Below are 13158 nucleotides of genomic sequence, written 5' to 3'. Positions count from 1 at the left end.
CAAAACAATAAGACCCCAGCATAGAAAAAGCCCTTGTGACTTTATCAATCACAAGGGCTTTCTGTCAGCTCCAGAATATAGTTCAACTGTTGTTGGCAGACATCCGTCGCTGCGGCCCATCGGACCGGCTCAGCCCCGCCTTCGACATTGCCATGCGCCTGATTTTTTTTATCATTGAAAATGGAATAGATACCAACTGCAAAGGCCACCAGGGTGCTTTGGGGTCAACAAGTCCTGTTGCAAAATGCAAGCTTGTCTTGCCATGCTCGTCACCCACCGGAAAAGATCGCAGCCCACGCGCTCCAACGTTCACCCTATCCAAGGCCCTCACCAATGATCCGGCCTCGTCCTGGGCCTTTGCCAAATCAGTGCTTGGCAGACCAAGATGCTCACCAAGCAGGCCGTTTCGCATGTCGGTCAAGATCTGTCGTTCTTTGTCGTTATGCATTTCGATGGCGACATCAAGTTCCGTATCAAGGCCAACCGACCTCTGGTTCAGATTCGACGACCCAACGCGAATGAAAACATCATCGACGATAATCAACTTGGCATGGACCAGAACTTCCTCGCAATTATCATCGCGGCTCTCATCTGGGACAACGGGATAGAAAGCACGAAAGCGACCAAACCGATCAGCTTGTCTAAGCTTGCGGATCATTCGGTCTCGATTTTCCCCGAGTACTTTTCTCTCGAGAAATCCATGCGAATTCAGCGTCGAAATCAATACGACCTCAGGGCCATCCGGCTCACTCAATCGAGACGCCAAAAGATCGGCGACATCTTTCGATGCAAAATATTGGCTTTCTATATATATGAGCCTCTCTGCCCGCGACAGGCAGTCAAGGGTCAGTTGTAACGTCTCCCGAACGGATGTGCTTCTGCGAATTGCCGGTTCAGTCCGCGCAAAAGCAACGTCACAATTGCTAAACACGTAGCGTGCAACTGGCGGAAAAGAATGAAAATAGCAGCGTGGGCGCACCAGATCCTCACCAGTCGCCTGCCACCACCGACGCCTGGCGATTTCAGCCGCGACTTCTGCCGCTTCACCATCAACCGCCATTTGCACATCGTGAACCGGCTCATACCGTTCGCCTTTCGGCGTGCGTCGTAAAGGTTCATCTGCCCGGTGTTCGGACGTATCCCACCGCTTGGCCGTAAGATCGATGCCGCCAACAAACGCCAGCGCATCATCGATCACCACCATTTTCTGATGATGAGACCCTCGAACGGCATGCCGCGTATCAAGCCGCAAGTCGATCCTCGGATGCGAATTCAGCTCGGTTTTCCCAAGCATGCGCAGGGATTTTCCAGAATAGATAGGACCCATCGCCCAGACAAGAATGTGAATAGAGAGACGGCTATTGTTTTCGACAAGCGAGATAAGGAACTCACCTAATGTGGGAGAACTCTGATCTTCTGGTATAAGCTGGATATCAGGGTTAAAGTCCCAACCGATGATGAATATCTGCTCCTGAGCACGAGATAGAGAATCCGCAAGTGCGCGAAAATATTGCGCACCATCGATCAGAAATCCCGCTTTAGATGCAACACCCGTCTTCCAGGCATTATGACCTACTCTGATCACCTGATCCGATCCAATGCGGTGATGGCTGCTGGCCTTCTCTAAACCCTGCATATTTCTGTATCCCAGCCGGATGACCGCGTACCCGAATTACGCTCCAATTGCCTGCTGCATAGTTACGGCCGTTGTCACGGTCGGAGTTGTCTACTTACGCTTCAGGACCATAAGGTTTTGCGCCATAGACTAACGCATTGCGGTGATATTTGTTCCGCCTCGATGGCCGAAATTCCAGGGTCAGTGGAGAAGCCGAAGAAACCCGATCTTCAAAGGATGCGACGTAAACAAAGTTCCTGTCGCATCAGACAACTCAGATTTCTTCGACGCCATCAAGCTTTACGATTTGCCCTGCGGCAGGTTTTTCTCAAGCGCTTGAAGCATGGGATAAACGCTAAACTGCCCTTGCTCAGCCTTATCGGTCAACGTCCGGAGATAACCACCTGCGGAACGAATTGCTTCGGCTCGCTCAAGCATAACTGCGACGGTAATTGCAGCGGCCTGTTCACCCATGGTTTGTTTAGCCTTCAACCATGCATCAGGGGAGATGCCCAGCATCGTCCGCACAGTGTCAGCTGCCCTGATCAAATCGTTCCATTCGGAAATCCCATCTTTGACGTAGTCGTTGATTTGCGGGCAAAGCGTTTTCAACCTTTTCAGGCTTACAGCCAATCTGCGCTGATCGAGGGGAGGTGATGCCGACTCCGCTGTATTATGTTCATAGCCGTTTTTATCAAATTGTAGTTTTGATTTTGAATTCTGTTGATGGCGCTCATATTGACGTTCATTGCCGCTCATTTCTTCTTCAGAAAGGCTTGAAAGATAATCGTTTTCCACCTGTGACAGCAGTTCACGCAGCTCTTGCGCCAATGTTTGCATATCGCTGCTGAATTTCATTCTTATGCGTGTTTTGCAAAAAGTCTGGTAGCGAAGCAAATAACTTTCCCATTTCCCTGCTCGCCCCTCTTCAAGCGCGAGAGTAATTATTTTGGAAATGTCACGGGATAGAACGGTAACTTCCCCTCGCAAGGCCCGGAAACGCTTGGCTTCAGCACGCGCGCTTTCGGCTGCGCTGTAGATTTCGTCTGCTTTCAGCACAAACGGTGCTAGATCGAAGCCGAATGCATCTTCGACTTCTCCAGTTTCGTCTCTGCGGCAATAACGCTTGCCATTGGCGCTATCGCGCCGAAATATCATGCCTGCGTCGACAAGGCAGGCCAGGTGCCTGCGTATGGTCGCTGGCGCCATTCCTCTTGCGCGAAAAGCCAGCTCCCGGTTGGATGGAAAGACGATAACCGGTTCCCGGCCATCCAGTTCGCGCTCGGTGGTGAAACTGACAAGCGCTTCAAGCAGGCAAATCGTCCGGTCACCCAGACCATAGACAGCACGCGCCTCCGTTAAGGCGCGAAGCAACTGCCATTTGTCAGCGCGACCAGAAGAGTTTGTGCCTTCGCTTTGCCGCAGTTCCGCTTGGCGTTCGCCAATGCGTGCTTGTCGCGCTAGGACGCGACCAGACATCCGTCCGCCGCCAAAGGGCGTTGTTGCAGCTCGTTCCATAATGTCGCGTCCCCTCTACAAGGAGACAAGCAGGCCCAAATGACAAACACTGAAACTCAATCAACCCGCCAGGACGGTGAACGATCCCAGGAATAGAATGGCTTTAAGTCCATTCCTTTTTCCGGCAATCCATCAATCGACCGCGCAATTCCTAACTTGGAACACAAGTCCGGAAACGATTTCGCAGCAGGTTAACGTGATACGGCATCTGATTGATAAAACACAGGAATGCCGTTGGCGCATGAACTCATCGCTTGGTATCTGAATGATCCAAGACAAGTGAACTCACCAAAGTATCGACAACGAACGGGCGTATAAGCAAAATTGACCGTTTCCTGCGCTAGGCGCCACGTAAGGCCAATCTTATCTCTTATAGAAACCCACACGTCTCCAATCTGAAATCCGAGGAATTCAGCATATTACGCAACGGTCGATCTATTGCATAACTCCCTAAATCGGACCCGACCTAAAGAGAAATTGTGCAGCAGATCTAAAGATAACAACGTCTTATGCGCATTTGATAAAACGCACGACGCCGTAAGCACCGCCGCATTGTGGTCGATACCATTCCATCATTTTGTCTAAGCACCATTATGACCTGGCGCTGCGGCCAGCGCCGTAAAATCAAGACGCAAAAGATACATCATGACCCACGAATATGCGGTCATGTCTTGACTTTTATGGCCAGAAGTGATTCTCTTGCATTGCTACATAGAAGAGGGCTTCCGAAATGGTGACGTTTTGGGGCCTTTTTTCTTGTCTCGTATTGCTTCCTTCTCGTTGCACTTTACGGCGTCTTGCGTTCGATAAAACACAACGCGCCATAACTCGTTGTAATCTCTGCGTAGTGTCCTCTTAAAATCCCTTGGGATTAAGCGGCATGCAATAGTCCTGCAAAATGCAGGTCTACAGCATCCAGCAAGAGCCGGATGCAAACCCATTTCAGTCGTGTTCGCCGTCCAAATAAGCCGCATAAGCAGCCGCCAGACGCGTTTCGAACTGATCGACAAACCCCGGATTGGCTTCCGCAAGAAATTCAATCTTCAGCCGCCGCCCCTGTCGTCCGATACGGGCGAAGACACGGCCGTCTGGACCCCTGACATCCTCCGGTTCCGGACGCTCCACAGGAGCCTTGCCGGACAGCGTATCGAATAGTTTTTGAAACCGTTCATCTGTGGCGGCGATCCGAAATCCGTCTGTCGACACCAATCCAGCCGCTTTCCCCTGTCCCTGCTCGCTCGAAAGCAATTGGCCAAGTGCCATCCACCTCTCGCGCCCCGCCTTCGGCGCTGGGCCGACTGCACGGGCAAAGCGCTCAGGCACGCTTTCTGCGACCTGAATAAGCCGCGACAACTCACTTTTTTGCACCGAAAGCGCCTCGCCGATGACTTTTCGATCAAACCCACGATCGGCCAATGCCTTGGCAAACAAGGCACGCTCGATGAAAGTGAGATTGCGTCGCTCGGCATTTTCCTTGCCTTGCGCCAGCACAAGCTCGTCGTCGCTCAAAGGCCGGATAAGCGCCTTGACGGCAATGCCAAGACGCTTGGCCGCACTTAAACGTCGGTGACCATAGGCAACCTGATAGCGGTCGGCGTCAACAGGATGCCGACGCACGAGGATCGGAACCTGCTGGCCACTCTCGCGTATGCTGGCAACCAGCGCAACGAAATCTGGATCGTCTCGTTCCTCATCACTCAAACGATCTGAAACGAAGGACGCATCGATCTTATCCGTCGCAAGGGAAATGACCCTTTCGCCCTCGTCAATCGCCTGTCGCAAAGCACGTGCTTCTTCCGCCTCTCTGGTGATAGAGGACAAGGTCAATCCCATTGCCTTTATCGCCCCGGAGGCTGCACGCGCCACGGGCGCTGCGGGGGGCTGTTCTTCAACAGTGTCTGCGCTACGCGGTTCGCCGGGCACCGTTGGTTGCGGAACAGAGGGTTCCGCAGTATCTGGACGTGCCCCCGATCCTGGATCGGAAAACAGCGCGCGCAACTCGCTTTTTCGGTTTTTTCCAATCATTCTTTGCGTCCCCACGCCGTGTGGATCAACTGTTCGATTTCGGCATTTACCGATTCCAGCGCTTCAATCGCCCGGTCGTAAGTGCCTCGGCTGAAATTTTCGCGGCCGACTTCGTAAAGCGTCTGTTTGGTCAATCCGGCATCGGAAATCGCCGTGGATTTGACCATCGGGGAGGTCAGCACTCGTTCCCCGAACAACGACCGCAGAAAACCGACAATTTGCGCCTGAGGACCATCATTCGGCTCAAACCGGGTGACGAGATAGCGCAGAAAGTCGAAATTCAGTGTGCCGCCTGCTTCGCGCACGACACCGAGAAGATCGGATGTCATGAACAGGAACTGGCTCATGGATGCCACGTCCAGCATCTGTGGATGCACGGTGACAATCACCGATGTCGATGCGCAAAGCGCCGACAAGGTCAGATATCCAAGCTGCGGCGGGCAGTCGATGACCACGACATCATAGTCATCCGCCACACTGTGCAAGGCATTCTGCACTCGGGCAAAAAACAGGCTCTTGGCATCGCCCGTCTTTCGTTCCGCCAAGGCACGCGGCGTCACATGCTCAAATTCCTGCAACTCCAGATTTCCGGGCAGCAAATCGAGATTGTGAAAATAGGTCTTGCGGATGATCTCCCGCAACGGCCTGACTTCATCATCATAGCGGATGGCGCCATAAATCGTGTCATTGCCGACCAGATCGAGTTCCGGCTGATAACCGAACAATGCGGACAGCGATGCCTGCGGATCGAGATCGACCGCCAGAACCCGGTGTCCGGTCATGGCCAGATATTGCGCAAGATGAACGGCCGAGGTGGTTTTACCGGAGCCACCCTTGAAATTTGTCACCGAAATGATCTGCAAATGCTCGCCACGTTCGGCATCACGCCATTTCACATAGGAACGGGCCTTGGAAACATTGCCTTTTATCATCGCCTGCTCGGCCAGGTAATGGCGCAGCGCGTCAATATCAGAGAGCGAATAGTAGCGGCGCCCCCCTGCCCCAACGACCGGAGCAGGACCTTCACCGGCAAGCGACAATTGCCGCAAATAGCCGTCCGAGACCCCTACGAGACGTGCCGCCTCTCCAGATGTGAACGTCCGCAGGGTTTTGCGCGACGCTGGCGCAAACAACCGCTCCCGCATGGCCTTCAGCTGGGCTGAAAGGGCGCGCGCGTCTTCGGCAATGGTCTCATCGGCGGGGCGCAAATTCGTCTCCTGTTGTTCAGTCGCCGTGCTGGACGCAACCGCCATGATCATTCTCCCGATAAAGCGCCTGCCTTAGCTTCGAACGCTTCGACCATTCCACGCTTGCATACGCCTAAACTTTCGTTACCGCGCAAACTGACTGATTCTCTTCTGGAATGATATACGCACCAGCGGAAAACTAACAGCATACACAGCTTGTTACGGCAACAGCAGACATATCGAACGTTTCATCGTAAATGTGCCGCATGCAGCGAGTCGCGTCAAGTCAGCGCCGGAAGCTGATAAAAAGCTTCAGCCGATCAAATCGTCCAGAGATTAAAGTTATGTGATAACAGTTACTTAGGTCAACGATTTCACGTTGTGCGGGAGTGAGAGTCCATCTACCGCATTTTCCTTCAGGTCGACACCTGAGAGTTTCAACCTTAAGGCCTCCTTCACCAGCCAGGAAATCTTTTCCGCCGCCGATTCGTAAGACAATCCGTCGTCATGAATATTGGAAATGCAGTTGCGCTCACTATCCCGACGTCCTTTACGCGGCGCGAACGTAATATAGGCGCCAAGACTATCGGGAACGCTAAGCCCGGGCCGCTCTCCAATCAGGACAATAGCCACTTGCGCGCCGAAAGCCGCCGCGGCTTCATCACCAAAAGCGACACGAGCTTGTTTTCCAAGCACGACCGGCGCAACTGAGAAACCGCCGAGCCGGCGCACCGCCGCCTGATAAACGGGAACGGCATGGCGCTCAACCGCCGCTGCTGAAAGGCCATCGGCGATGATGAAGGCGATTTCGTAGGTCTTGCCCGGTGCCGGAAGGTCATGGCGATCCGGCATCCGTCCAAGGTCGGGGCGGGTGAGGTAGGTCGCTCGATCTTTTGCCAGTGAGTGGACCAGCACAGTTTCAATCGGAGCAAGCGCGGCGGCGAGTTTTTCGAAATCCACCTCCCCATGCACGGCATCCCGCGCCTTGGCATGGGCCAATTGAAACTCGAGCACGGCCTGCGTTGGCATCGCATCGCCTGCCCGGCCAAGTCCGATGCGCGCCCGAGTGGCGCTGCGAAACCTTGCAAAGGGGTCAAAATCGACGGGATTGCTCATGCCGATGCCTTGTAAGACAGAAGGTTGCGGGAAAAGGCGTTGGACTGGGGCAATGGTGCCAATCGGCCGGACCGATCGATCATCCCCATCCGCTTCAGCCACGCTTCGAACTCCGGCGCGGGCGGACGGTTAAACTGGTGACGAAGACCGACAATATCGTGATAGGATAGGCTTTGATAATTGAGCATGACATCGTCTGCACCCGGCACGGCAATCAGGAAATTCACACCAGCAACCGTCAAGAGCACCATCAGGTTGTCCATGTCATCCTGATCAGCTTCGGCATGGTTGGTATAACAGACATCGACGCCCATCGGCACACCCAGCAATTTACCGCAGAAATGATCTTCCAGACCGGCGCGGATAATCTGCTTGGCATCGTAAAGATATTCCGGCCCAATGAAGCCAACGACCGTATTGACCAGCAGCGGCTTGACTTCCCGCGCCACGGCATAGGCACGCACTTCAAGCGTCTGTTCATCGACGCCGTGATGGGCATCAGCCGACAACGCGCTGCCCTGGCCGGTCTCCAGATACATGACATTGTCGCCAACGGTGCCCCGTTTCAACGACAATGCTGCCTCGCGTCCCTCACGTAAAACCGCGAGATCGACACCAAACCCCTGATTGGCGGCCTGTGTCCCTGCCACGGACTGAAAGACGAGATCGAGCGGGGCACCTGCCTCGATCGCCTGGATCGAGGTTGTTACATGCGTCAGGACACAGGACTGTGTCGGTATTTCGAAGCGCTCCCTGAGTTTGTCGAACAGATGCATCAACCTTGTACAGGCTTCGAGATTATCACTGGCCGGATTGATGCCGATCACCGCATCACCAACGCCATAGAGCAAGCCGTCCAAGGTCGAGCCAGCTACCCCTTCAGGATCGTCGGTCGGATGGTTGGGCTGCAAGCGGCTGGAAAGTCGGCCAGAAAGCCCGATTGTCGAGCGAAACGCGGTGATAACGCTGCATTTCGCCGCAACCGTAATCAGATCATGATTGCGCATCAGCTTGGAAACAGCCGCGACCATTTCCGGTGTCAGACCGGGGGCAAGCGCCGCCAGAACCTCGCTCGTTGCCTCATAAGACAGCAGCCAGTCGCGAAATTGACCAACAGTCATATGGGAGACAGGCGCAAACGCCGCAACGTCATGGCTATCGACGATCAGCCGGGTAACCTCATCGATCTCATAGGGAATGAGCATATCCTGAAGAAAAGTCTTCAACGGAAGATCGGCAAGCACATAGCGGGCCGCGACCCGGCGCTCATTGCTGCTTGCGGCAATCCCGGCCAATTGATCCCCGGACTTCGGTGGGGAAGCACAGGCCATCAGGCTTTTCAGATCGTCAAATACATGGCGTTGCCGCCCAAGGATGATCGAATAAGATGCCATCACCGTTCTCCTTGCCGGACGAAGCGTGCAAATGCTCGATACGCCTGCCCATGCCAATCCGACCCCATGATTATCATGCGCCGACCGTACGACCTACTGTAAATACCAGAAAGCAAAGCGCATGCCATATGACCAGAAGACCGTTTGGGTTCAATATCCGGTCATTTCAAGATAACCGGCACCAGCGTGGCTGCCCGAAAAGCGGATCGGGCCTTCCCAATAGGGGAACGCCAGGGGCATCCAGCTTTGCGCGTTTACGGGCGTGGTCCGGATCGACATGGCTTTTTCGGGCAGTTCCAGTTGCCACTCCACTGGCATGGTGCGACCCGCGACCTGCGTTTGTTTTAATACCGTCAGCTTGAGCGCGCCGGGCCGCATTGGCTCCGGCACACCCTGCGGCGTGATCCAGGTGGAGACCGTATAATCGTCACCCTTGCCGCGCAGATGATAGCCCATCAGTTTTGCACCGTTCTCGAAATGGAGGGAGAACCAATCCCAGCCTTTCTGGTCGGCGGAGAGCGGTTGGGAGGACCATTCCCGATCCAGCCAAGCCTTACCAGTCACGGCGACAGGACCGGTCGGCAGGTTCAAGATACCATTCACCGCATAGAAGGGCTGGGAATAATAATAGCTCGCCTGCCCTTCCGCTGATTTCACCGAGTAGCCATGCTCTCCCTGCGCCACTAGGGGTCCGGTGGCCTGCAAGGAGAGATCGTAGGAAAAATCGGCACCCTTGGCCTTCATGGTCAAGGAGGACAGCGCATCGCCAGTGTTTCCGGCCGGTGCTCCTGCCATGAGTGACCAATCATCGATCCAGGCGGAAAACGGCGAAAGCGCCACGCCCGCCTGACCTATTCCTCCACGCGCAAATTTTTCCGCAGCGTAATGATGGTCTGTTGTGGTCAAGGCCGCATGCCCCATCCAGATTTGTGGACTGTTCCAGCCCTCTGCCTCGCCTGGTTTCAATGCCGAGCGAAACAGCGTCCATTGCACCCCGTAATCGCGCCCATCCGGTCCGGTCAGATTGGCCGTCACATACCACCATTCGATCCGGTAATTCGGGTGCGGGCCATGATCCATTGGAAACGCAAGCGGTTGGCCTGGCTGCGGCAAGGCAAAACCATCGCCAGCCTTGGCACCAAGACCGGCAAAGCCCTGAGCGAAAACCGGATGACCGCCAAGCAGCAGCACCAGAGCGAAAACCAACAACCGACTGATATTAGCGTTCATTGGCAAAGACTTTCAATAAATCCGATGGCTTCAATCGGGCAATACCGGCAAGTGGGATCAGTGCCGAGAGCAGCGAGGCCAACAGTGCAAACCCTCCCAGCCATAGCCACTGGACGGGAAACACATGCATTGGCAAGCGCCAGCCGAATGCCTCGACATTGACCACCGCCAACAGAACCCAGGCCAGACCAAGTCCTACCGGCAGCGCGGCAACGAGTGTAAAGCCCGCAAGGATAAGGGTGCGGGCAAGCTCCAACCCGGTTATCGCGCGACGGGTCAGACCCATTGCCCAGACGGGGGCGATCTGCGGCAGCCGCATGCCTGATAGAGTCATAAGGCTGGCAAACATCGCAAGCCCCGCCACCCCCAGCGTCAACACGTTGAGGGCGGCTGTAACAGCGAAGGTCTTTTCGAAAATGGCCAGTGATCGCGCCTTGATCACCGCCTGATCCACGATGTTATCGGGCGGCAAGCCGAATTCGGTCATCAAAGCCTCACGCAACGCCCCAGTCTGGTCTGGCCGCACCCGCAGCCCGAACCGCAAGCGCGAGAGATCGGAAAAACGGCTGACCAATTCCGATTGAGCGACGATCACATCCTCATTGGGATTACCGTAATCGGAATAGACACCGAGAATACGGGGCTTCCAGCCACCGGGCAGCGTTATCTCATCACCCACCGCCAAGCCCTCGCGGCGCATCATCTGTTCATTGATCAAGGCCCCCTCACCCCTCGCTAACCTGTCCCAGACATCCGGCGTGGCGGCAAGCATCGGCCAGTGATCACGGTAGGTGGCATCATCGACCACACCATGAATAACCACGGCTTTGTCGCCGACCTCCCCCTGGGCATTCCAGATCGGCAGCACCGCCTTCACCCGAGGGGCAAGCCAGGACTGCAAACGCCCGGCCTCGTCATCGTTGCGCGCCGTCACATATAGCTCAGCGGCCAATCTTTGATCCAGCCAGCCGACAAAGGTCAGACGAAAGCTGGACACCATGGTTCCAACCCCTACATTGGCCGACAGAGCCAGAAGAAGCGCCATCAAGGCCAGGGAAAGGCTGGGCAATTGCTGGCGGGTATCGGCCCAGAACCATTTCCAAACCGGTCGTTTTGCCAGCGACTGCATCAACCGCAGGACGGGTACCAGAATGACCGGCAGGGCCAGAGCCGAGGCCAGTAAAAGCGCTCCCAGTGTAGCAAAACCCGCCACCAGGCCATTGCCGAATTTCATCAAAATCAGCGTTACCGCAAATAGCACTGACGAAGCCAGCGCCTGGAGAAACCAGGCCCGTTCCGATGCCATGGCCCAGGCGCGTGGCTGGGCCGGGGCCAGCAGCGGCATACGCCAGACCTGCCAGAGACTTTGCCCTGCGGACGCAAGCGTGCCGACCACCGCAATCCCGATCCCTGTCGCCCACCATTGAGGCCGAAAAGTCAGCGTTCCCGGCACATCGGCGCCATAAAGGCCCCTAAGGGTCAGCGCCACATCCGGCAGCAAGACAGAGGCAACGACATAGCCAAGCGCCACGCCCGCGACTCCCGCAGCCAATGCAAAGACAAATAGCTCCAGGAAAAGCAGGAGCATCAATGCGCTGGCCGAGAGACCAAGAGATCGAAGCGTTCGAAAGGTCGGCCGTCTCTGTTCGAAAGCAAGCCGCACAGCCGCATAGACAATGAACAGTCCGACAACGAAGGACAGCAGTCCGAAGGCCGTCAGGTTGAGATGAAAACTGTCCGTTAATCGCGCAAGATCCCCTTCGCCATCGGGGGATTTCAGGCGCAGATCAGGCGCCAATGCCGCCAGTTGCTGTTGCGAAATCGGCTGTTCCGGCGAGACAATCAGCCGCGTCAACCCATCGCTTTGTGCCAGCAAGGCTTGCGCCCTGCCGATATCGGTAAACCCGGTTGCAAAAGGAATATCCTTGACGATATCAAGTGGCGGCAACTCTTGCCCCCGAAGAGCATCGGCAGTGGCTTGCGAAACCGCGATCTGCCCCGGCGGAAGCAGGAAGCGATTGATATTGCCATCGCCGCGCAAATCGACAGGCTGGGCCACCGACGGAATTGTCAGGGGATCTATGCCGATCAACCGCAGGCGAAACGTGCCAAGTCGCACCTCCCCTTCAAGAACCGGGGAAACCAGCAGCCCCGCTCGACGCAGCGCGACATAGGTCGAGATGGGGATGGGCCTGCCATCCTTGCTTTGGATATCCGACAAGCGGTTTTGCCCAAGCATGGCGGCGGCCCGCGCATAAGAGGCCCGCGCTTCGGCATTGATCGCCTGCACACCCGACCAAAGTGCTGTCGCTAGCGACAGACCGAGGAGCAGCATAGCCAATTGAAGCGGCTTGCGCCGCCAATGCGACAACAACGCCAGAAAAGCCGTGCGCAGCATCAGGCCACCCGCCCGGCACGCAAATGCAAGTTTTCATCCAGCATGGCAGCCAATCGGGGCGAATGCGTTACCATCAACAGGGCAGCACCGGTCTCCCGCACCAGGGATAACATCAATCCCATGACCGCATTGCCTGTCTCTTCATCGAGATTTCCGGTCGGCTCATCGGCCAGAACCAGTTTTGGCCGAACCGCAAGCGTCCGACCAATGGCGACGCGCTGTTGCTGGCCGCCGGAGAGCTGCTCGGGATAGCGCGACAGAAGCGCCGCAAGCCCCAGGCGTTCCGTCAATTCCTGTTGCCATTGGCTATCGTAACGCTCACCCAGCCGGGCGTGAAACGCCAGATTGGCCCGCACATCCAGCGACGGGATCAGATTGAACTGCTGAAAAATCAACCCGACGGTGCCACGCCGCAACCGGGCGCGACCTTTATCATCGAGCGCGTCGATATCTTCGCCATCCACGCAAAGCTTCCCGGCATCGGCGCTGTCCAGCCCGCCTGCCAGATGAAGCAATGTGCTTTTTCCGCTGCCGGATTCCCCGGTCAACGCTATGGTTCGCCCCGCTGCCAAGGTCAGGCTGACACCTTTGAGAACCTCCAGAGGACCTTCCGATGTGCGGTATGTTTTTCTCACGGCATCCAGTACCAGCACCATCAGTTTATCCAGTTGTTTG

Annotated in this window: 9 protein-coding genes; all 9 read right to left on the bottom strand. The window is 55.8% G+C overall.

What is annotated here, in order from left to right:
- Positions 1-82: 82 nt before the first annotated feature.
- Positions 83-1636 (bottom strand): phospholipase D-like domain-containing protein, encoded by a 1554-nt coding sequence (locus tag ASB66_RS00915; RefSeq protein WP_081088881.1) that lies wholly within the window; start codon positions 1634-1636, stop codon positions 83-85.
- Between the two features lie 279 nt (positions 1637-1915).
- Complete coding sequence (repC, locus tag ASB66_RS00910) at positions 1916-3133, bottom strand: plasmid replication protein RepC (protein ID WP_060716289.1); 1218 nt, start codon at positions 3131-3133, stop codon at positions 1916-1918.
- Positions 3134-4075: 942 nt separating this feature from the next.
- Complete coding sequence (repB, locus tag ASB66_RS00905; RefSeq protein ID WP_060716290.1) at positions 4076-5158, bottom strand: plasmid partitioning protein RepB; 1083 nt, start codon at positions 5156-5158, stop codon at positions 4076-4078.
- Positions 5155-6417: a plasmid partitioning protein RepA gene (repA, locus tag ASB66_RS00900; protein WP_060716291.1), complete on the bottom strand. Its 1263-nt coding sequence runs from the start codon at positions 6415-6417 to the stop codon at positions 5155-5157. The genes repB and repA overlap by 4 nt, the downstream gene beginning before the upstream one ends.
- A 288-nt stretch (positions 6418-6705) precedes the next feature.
- The gene (eutC, locus tag ASB66_RS00895; RefSeq protein ID WP_060716292.1) at positions 6706-7461 is read right to left on the bottom strand and encodes an ethanolamine ammonia-lyase subunit EutC; all 756 of its coding nucleotides are present in this window, start codon (positions 7459-7461) and stop codon (positions 6706-6708) included.
- Entirely contained in the window at positions 7458-8855 is a 1398-nt protein-coding gene (locus ASB66_RS00890) for an ethanolamine ammonia-lyase subunit EutB (RefSeq protein ID WP_060716293.1), read from the bottom strand. Before ASB66_RS00890 ends, eutC begins: the two co-directional genes overlap by 4 nt.
- Positions 8856-9005: 150 nt before the next feature.
- On the bottom strand, positions 9006-10085 hold the full coding sequence (locus tag ASB66_RS00885) for a lipocalin-like domain-containing protein (protein WP_060716294.1): 1080 nt from the start codon (positions 10083-10085) through the stop codon (positions 9006-9008).
- The gene (locus tag ASB66_RS00880; protein ID WP_114386157.1) at positions 10075-12483 is read right to left on the bottom strand and encodes an ABC transporter permease; all 2409 of its coding nucleotides are present in this window, start codon (positions 12481-12483) and stop codon (positions 10075-10077) included. The genes ASB66_RS00885 and ASB66_RS00880 overlap by 11 nt, the downstream gene beginning before the upstream one ends.
- Positions 12483-13139 (bottom strand): ABC transporter ATP-binding protein, encoded by a 657-nt coding sequence (locus ASB66_RS00875; protein ID WP_060716295.1) that lies wholly within the window; start codon positions 13137-13139, stop codon positions 12483-12485. The genes ASB66_RS00880 and ASB66_RS00875 overlap by 1 nt, the downstream gene beginning before the upstream one ends.
- Between the last annotated feature and the right edge of the window lie 19 nt (positions 13140-13158).

Origin of the sequence: Gillisella vitis (assembly GCF_001541345.2) — a bacterium.
Classification (GTDB): domain Bacteria; phylum Pseudomonadota; class Alphaproteobacteria; order Rhizobiales; family Rhizobiaceae; genus Allorhizobium; species Allorhizobium vitis.
Note: the sequence above shows the minus strand (reverse complement) of the source record. Positions and strands in the feature narration are given on the sequence as shown.

Excerpts from the sequence above, each read along its gene's own strand:
- ASB66_RS00880 (WP_114386157.1), bottom strand. The coding sequence starts at position 12,483 with ATGCTGCGCACGGCTTTTCTGGCGTTGTTGTCGCATTGGCGGCGCAAG.
- ASB66_RS00875 (WP_060716295.1), bottom strand. The coding sequence starts at position 13,139 with ATGGTGCTGGTACTGGATGCCGTGAGAAAAACATACCGCACATCGGAA.
- repB (WP_060716290.1), bottom strand. The coding sequence starts at position 5,158 with ATGATTGGAAAAAACCGAAAAAGCGAGTTGCGCGCGCTGTTTTCCGAT.
- ASB66_RS00915 (WP_081088881.1), bottom strand. The coding sequence starts at position 1,636 with ATGCAGGGTTTAGAGAAGGCCAGCAGCCATCACCGCATTGGATCGGAT.
- repC (WP_060716289.1), bottom strand. The coding sequence starts at position 3,133 with ATGGAACGAGCTGCAACAACGCCCTTTGGCGGCGGACGGATGTCTGGT.
- repA (WP_060716291.1), bottom strand. The coding sequence starts at position 6,417 with ATGATCATGGCGGTTGCGTCCAGCACGGCGACTGAACAACAGGAGACG.
- eutC (WP_060716292.1), bottom strand. The coding sequence starts at position 7,461 with ATGAGCAATCCCGTCGATTTTGACCCCTTTGCAAGGTTTCGCAGCGCC.
- ASB66_RS00885 (WP_060716294.1), bottom strand. The coding sequence starts at position 10,085 with ATGAACGCTAATATCAGTCGGTTGTTGGTTTTCGCTCTGGTGCTGCTG.
- ASB66_RS00890 (WP_060716293.1), bottom strand. The coding sequence starts at position 8,855 with ATGGCATCTTATTCGATCATCCTTGGGCGGCAACGCCATGTATTTGAC.